The organism is Cognatilysobacter lacus (assembly GCF_008274655.1).
Taxonomy (GTDB): Bacteria; Pseudomonadota; Gammaproteobacteria; order Xanthomonadales; family Xanthomonadaceae; genus Cognatilysobacter; species Cognatilysobacter lacus.
Genome location: NZ_VTRV01000216.1, coordinates 1 through 3,265, shown reverse-complemented (window position 1 = coordinate 3,265; position 3,265 = coordinate 1). Strand labels below are relative to the sequence as shown.

Genomic DNA, 3,265 nt, shown 5'->3' with positions numbered 1-3,265 from the left:
CGACCGCCGTCGACGACAGCGCCAGCGCCAGGCCGACGACCGCCGCCGCGGTCCACGGTAATCCGGCTGCATGCGCAGCCACCGCCAGCGCCAGCCCGCACAGCGCCATCTGCGCGCCGCCGGCGCCGAACACCGGGCGCCGCATCAATGAAAGCCGCGACGGCGAGAGTTCCAGCCCGAGCACGAACAGCAGCATCACCACGCCGATCTCGGAGGCGGCCAGCACCGGTCCCGCGTCGGGCACCACGCGCAAGCCCTGGGGCCCGAGCAGCACGCCCGCGGCGAGGTAGCCGAGCACCGCGCCGAGCCCGAGGCGCCGGAACATCGGCGCCACCAGGACGGCGGCGAGCAGGAAGACGAGGGCGAGCTCGAGGCCACTGCCATGCATGGCGGCTGTCCGTGCGGGTGCAGCCTGCATGCTATTCCGGCGCCGCGGCCGGCGGCACCCGCTCACGGGACGCAGCGTGTGGCCCGGCGTACGCTTGATCGGGCGGCGTGGCCGCTGGGCCAGATCGATCCGGTACGAGGGACACCGCCATGTCGAGGGAACGCCTCCGCACGGACTTCCAGTTCGCCGTGCTGGTGCTGTTCTGCACCGTGGCACTGGCGGGCGTCACGCCCTTCGTCATCTACCGGTATGTCGTCGGGGACGTGGTCCTGGGCGTGATCGACACCGCGATCGTCGCCGCGCTCGCCGGCACGCTGCTGTACGTGTGGCGCGGGGGCGATGCCGCGCCCGCGAGTCTCTTCATCGTCGTCACGACCACGATCGGTTGCCTGGTGGTCGCCCGCATGGTCGGGATGTCGGGCGCGCTGTGGTCGTATCCGGCGATCGCCGCCGGTTTCCTGTTGATACGCCGCACGCGCGCGCTTCTCGCGGCGTCGCTGCTGATCCTGCTGCTCGCACTCGATGGCGGCGCGTTCCCCAGCGAGTTGGCCCGATTGATGTATTTCTCGAGCGCGTCGGTGACATGCCTGCTCGCCTTCGTGTTCGCGCGGCACACGGCGCTGCAGCGCGCGCAACTCGAGGCGCTGGCATCGCGCGATCCGCTGACAGGTGCGGCCAACCGTCGTGCCATGGCGCGCGAGCTGCACATCGCCGCGGAGACGGCCCGTCGCCACCGCGCGCCGGTCGGGTTGCTCGTCATGGACCTCGACCACTTCAAGCGCGTCAACGACGCGCTCGGCCACGAAGCCGGCGACAGCGTGCTGGTCGACTTCGCGCGCCTTGTGCAGTCGCACTGCCGCGCCGGCGACCGCCTGTTCCGCTACGGCGGCGAGGAGTTCGTGCTGCTCGTGCCGGGCAGCGATGCCAACGACCTGAGGCCGCTCGCTGACAGCCTGCGCCGCGCGGTCTCTGCCGCGCTGCGCAGTCCGTGCGGCCCGATCACCGTCTCGGTCGGCGGCGCCGTGCTGCGCGCCGATGAGGACAACCAGCAATGGCTCGCCCGCGCCGACGCGGCGATGTACGAGGCCAAGCACCAGGGGCGGGACAGGGTGGTGGTTGACGGGTAGGGAGCGCGACACGCGGCTGCCGCCGCGGCCGGTGCGCGAAACGCCGAGGGACGACGCGGCGGGAATTTCTACGTGCCACACCGCTCCTCGACGCGCCGACGGCGTTTCCGGCCGCGGCTTCTGCGCCAAGCGAATTGAGCGCAGCGGCGGGTCGGCCGAACCGGAGAAGCAGGCCCGGGGCGGCGCAGATCGCGCTCCCTTGGCCGCCCACACGCGGCACCGGCTCGCGGAGCACGACGGAGTGCGACCCCGCAACGACGGAAACAAAAAAGCCCCGCCGAAGCGGGGCTTTTTCGTTCGCGCCAGATCCTCAGCGCTTCATCGATCCGAAGAACTCGTCGTTGGACTTGGTGTTCTTCATCTTGTCGAGCAGGAACTCCATCGCGCCGATCTCGTCCATGCCGTGCAGCAGCTTGCGCAGGATCCAGATCTTCTGCAGCAGTTCCGGCTCGATGAGGTAGTCCTCGCGACGCGTGCCTGAGCGGTTGATGTCGATCGCGGGGTAGACGCGCTTTTCGGCGATGCGGCGATTGAGGTGGATTTCCGAGTTGCCGGTGCCCTTGAACTCCTCGTAGATCACCTCGTCCATCTTCGAGCCGGTGTCGATCAGCGCGGTGGCGATGATGGTCAGCGAACCGCCTTCCTCGACGTTTCGCGCCGCGCCGAAGAACCGTTTCGGGCGGTGCAGCGCATTGGCGTCGACGCCGCCGGACAGGATCTTGCCGGAGCTCGGCAGCACGTTGTTGTACGCGCGCGCCAGGCGCGTGATCGAGTCGAGCAGGATCACGACGTCCTTCTTGTGCTCGACCAGGCGCTTGGCGCGTTCGATCACCATCTCGGCGACCTGCACGTGGCGGCCGGCCGGTTCGTCGAACGTCGAGCTGATCACCTCGCCGCGCACGGTGCGCTGCATGTCGGTGACTTCCTCGGGCCGCTCGTCGATGAGCAGCACGATCAGGTGCACGTCGGGGTGGTTGTGGCTTATCGCCGTGGCGACCTGCTGCATGAGCATGGTCTTGCCGGCCTTGGGCGGCGAGACGATCAGCGCGCGCTGGCCTTTGCCCTGCGGCGCCATCAGGTCGAGGATGCGGCCGGTGATGTCCTCGGTGGAGCCGTCGCCGCGCTCGAGTCGGAACTTGCGACGCGGGAACAGCGCCGTGAGGTTCTCGAACAGCGCCTTGTTCTTCGACGCCTCGATCGGCTCGCCGTTGATCGTGTCGACCACGCTGAGCGCGAAGTAGCGTTCGCCGTCCTTCGGCCAGCGGATGCGACCGGAAAGATGATCGCCGGTGCGCAGGTTGAAGCGGCGGATCTGGCTCGGCGAGATGTAGGTGTCGTCCGGGCCGGCGAGGTAGCTGGCCTCGGCCGCGCGCAGGAAGCCGAAGCCGTCAGGCAGGATTTCCAGCACGCCATCAGCGGCGACGCCCTCGCCGTGGCGCGTGAGCACCTTCAGCAGCGCGAAGATGACGTCCTGCTTGCGGGCGCGGGCGACGCCTTCCTGGATGTTCAGCTGGTCGGCGATCTCAAGCAGCTTGGCCGCAGGCATGCGCTTGAAGTCGCCCAGGGAGTAGCTGGGGAAGCCTTCCGGCACCTGCGGGTGGGCGCGGGGCACGAAGGCCTCGTTGCCGCCGTCGTCGGGCATGCCGCCGTCGCGCTGGCGTTCGCGCTGGCGTTCGCGCCGGTTCTTGAAGCGTTCGCGGCGGTTGTTGCGGCCGCCTTCGCCCTGCGGGCCGCCATTCTGGCCGCCGTC

The 3,265-nt window shown here is 69.5% G+C and carries 3 protein-coding genes; 1 reads left to right on the top strand and 2 read right to left on the bottom strand.

The genetic code is table 11. From position 1 onward, the window contains the following. Positions 1-388 (bottom strand): cation:proton antiporter domain-containing protein (locus FW784_RS13345; protein WP_187770822.1); only part of this gene is annotated, 388 nt, incomplete at its 3' end. Between the two features lie 149 nt (positions 389-537). On the opposite strand from FW784_RS13345, the gene FW784_RS13340 reads away from it, so the two are divergent. Beyond that, positions 538-1,515: a GGDEF domain-containing protein gene (locus FW784_RS13340; protein WP_149353815.1), complete on the top strand. Its 978-nt coding sequence runs from the start codon at positions 538-540 to the stop codon at positions 1,513-1,515. A 310-nt stretch (positions 1,516-1,825) separates the two neighbouring features. Here the strand turns inward: FW784_RS13340 and rho are convergent. Further along, positions 1,826-3,265, bottom strand: a 1,440-nt coding sequence (rho, locus tag FW784_RS13335) for a transcription termination factor Rho (protein WP_149353814.1), incomplete at its 5' end; no start/stop codon positions are given.

Bases quoted from the DNA above. Each gene is read 5' to 3' on its own strand.
- FW784_RS13340 (WP_149353815.1), top strand. From the start codon at position 538: ATGTCGAGGGAACGCCTCCGCACGGACTTCCAGTTCGCCGTGCTGGTG.